Annotated in this window: 2 protein-coding genes; one reads left to right on the top strand and one right to left on the bottom strand. The window is 70.4% G+C overall.

Going from position 1 to position 2,314, the window contains the following annotated elements:
• Positions 1-1,030, bottom strand: a 1,030-nt coding sequence (locus ABZY91_RS29330) for a hypothetical protein (protein ID WP_355405900.1), incomplete at its 3' end; no start/stop codon positions are given.
• A gap of 588 nt (positions 1,031-1,618) precedes the next feature.
• On the opposite strand from ABZY91_RS29330, the gene ABZY91_RS29335 reads away from it, so the two are divergent.
• A complete protein-coding gene (locus ABZY91_RS29335) occupies positions 1,619-2,146 on the top strand; it encodes a hypothetical protein (protein WP_355405901.1) in 528 nt (175 codons plus the stop codon).
• The last annotated feature ends 168 nt before the right edge of the window (positions 2,147-2,314 follow it).

The raw sequence follows: 2,314 nt of genomic DNA on the forward strand, positions 1-2,314 counted from the left end.
CGAGGTCCTTGTTGGGGCCGTGGTAGACGTCGATGCCGGTGTCGGGGAAGTCGATCCAGCCGGAGTCGGGGGTCCGTCCCTTGACCGACCCGGTCCTCACGTCCTGTACGTCGGCGGTCTTCGCCGTGACCGTGCCCGCAGCACCGTTCCGGTCGTCGACCTTCACGCCGTCCGGGGTGAAGGTGACCCGGCCCTTGTCCGCCGTCCCCTCGATCCACGGGGAGCGCGTCCCGCTCCCGAACTCCGGGATGAGCGCGTGGACGGTGGTGGTGAGAAAGTACCCGTGCTGCGGCTGCCCGCCGTTGTCCGTCCCGGCGATCAGCGTGTACGTGGTGCCGCGCTTCGGGGCGGGGACTGACCAGCTGAAGGACGTGTCGACCACCGGAGGCGCGGTGACCGCCTGCACGGCGTGGGCCGCCGTGCCGTCCGGGTAGCGGATCCAGTAGTCGAGGTTGCTGGGCCCGTTCCACTTGAGTTCGAGCCACTGGCCCGCGTCCGTGTCCAGCAGGGACTGCGTCGCGCGGAAGTTGCGCGGCACCTTCGGGGACTGCTTGGCCAACGCCAGCGTGGTGGTGAAGGAGTCCGTCGGCATGGCCGCGTTGCCGTCGCCGCCACCGGTCCTCTCGTGGATCTTGACGAGGACCAGGCCGTCGCCCCGGGTGACGGGGATGTTCTCCAGCTTGAGGATGATCCCCTCGTTGCCGGGCAGGGTGACCTTCTTCCCCGGCCAGGTGCCGTGCTGGGCCCGGAACACGCGCCGGGTGTCGTCCCAGGCGAACTGCGGTTCGTCCAGCCAGGGTGGCGGCGTGTACGTCATGGAGAAGCCCGGTGTGATCGCCGCGGAGTCCGCCGTGAGGTGATCGGGGTCGGAGCCGACCGGGATCTCCACGTCGATGTACCTCCACTCCACCTCTTCCTGGTGGGAGTTGGAGACGATCACGTACACCGTCCCCACGGACGGTGCCCCGTCGGACGACGCCTGCAGTGACGTCGGATCCGTGACGATCTCGTAGTGCAGCAAGGACGGCACAGCGCGGACTCCCTACCTCGGCGTTACACACGGTGCGGGCAGCGGACGCACAGCGGGGCCGGGTGTCGCGAAGTGCCGTTCGGGTCGTTCGGGGCCCCACGCCGCGCCCGAGGACAGGTGCCAACAGGCCTGTCGACGGTAAGCAGCCCCCACCCGTCCGGGCATCGCGATCACGTGCAGCTGGCCCGAACCGATCTCGATCTGGCCGGAACCACGGATCCCGGATTCCTCGGGTGCGGGGCAATCAACACCGTTGGAAAAAAGAGGAGTTGAGGGAAATTCAGCCAGGGGCGCGGCGGGCGTTTCCCGCCCGTTCGGTGGCTCGGCCGCGAGCAGGTCGGAGGCGTCCCGGCCGCCGTCGAGCTGCGGGGAGTCCACGGGCAGGCCGCCGTACCCGGCGAGGGCGGTTCGGCGGCCGGGCGTCGGCCGGGGGCGGCTGGTGCAATGTCTGCCAAGTCCTCTTGCTCGTGGGGTCATTGTGAATCAAAGGCGTTGACCGGAAGAGGTCGGTTGTCGACCATGGCCGTGCAGAGTCCGCCCGCTCGGGTCATCGGACCCGTCCCGACCCCCCCTTGGAGGGGATCGCCCATGCGCAAGTCACTGGGTACGGCACTCGCCGCCGCCGTCCTTGCCGTCGGAGGGTCGTTCGCCGCCGCCGGTCCTGCGGGAGCGGCGGCGGACGGCCGTCCGGTCGCGGGCTCGGGGCAGGCGGCGAGCGTCCGCCTCATCTGCTACTGGGCTCATGTCGCAGGCATCGGGTGGCAGAGCGGCAGCAGCTGTAACGGCGCCGTCGCGGGAACCGTCGGCGAGGGGCGGGCGGTCGAGGCACTGAAGTTCAGCACCAGCGGCATGTCCGGACTGTGCGCCCGTGCACACGTGTCCACCCTCGGCTGGCAGCCCTGGGTCTGTGTCGGGGACGGCGGGATCCTCCAGATCGGCACCACCGGTCAGTCCCTGGCGATCGAGGCCGTCGAATTCCTGACGGACGGCAGGAGCATGGACGCCGACGCGCACCTGAGCGGCTACGGCTGGCAGGGGTGGCGGAGCGGCGGGCGCGTCCTGGTCGGCACCACCGGTGAGAACCGCGCGATCGAGGCGATCAAGGTGATCGGCTGATCCCGGAGCCGAGCCCGGCCCGTTCAGGTCCCGGTCCCCTACGACCCTTCGCGCGCCGTCCTGTTGGGGCGGCGCGCGAGCGTTTCGGTGTCATTCGGCGGGGATGCCGCGGAGGAGGAAGGGGAGGTGGGCGCCTCGGGCGAGGGCGTCGAGGGCCTGGGTGGTGCG

The organism is Kitasatospora sp. NPDC002965 (genome assembly GCF_040611255.1).
GTDB lineage: Bacteria > Actinomycetota > Actinomycetes > Streptomycetales > Streptomycetaceae > Kitasatospora.

What these genes read in the sequence shown, in the direction of transcription:
- ABZY91_RS29335 (WP_355405901.1), top strand. Translation starts at nt 1,619, where the DNA reads ATGCGCAAGTCACTGGGTACGGCACTCGCCGCCGCCGTCCTTGCCGTC.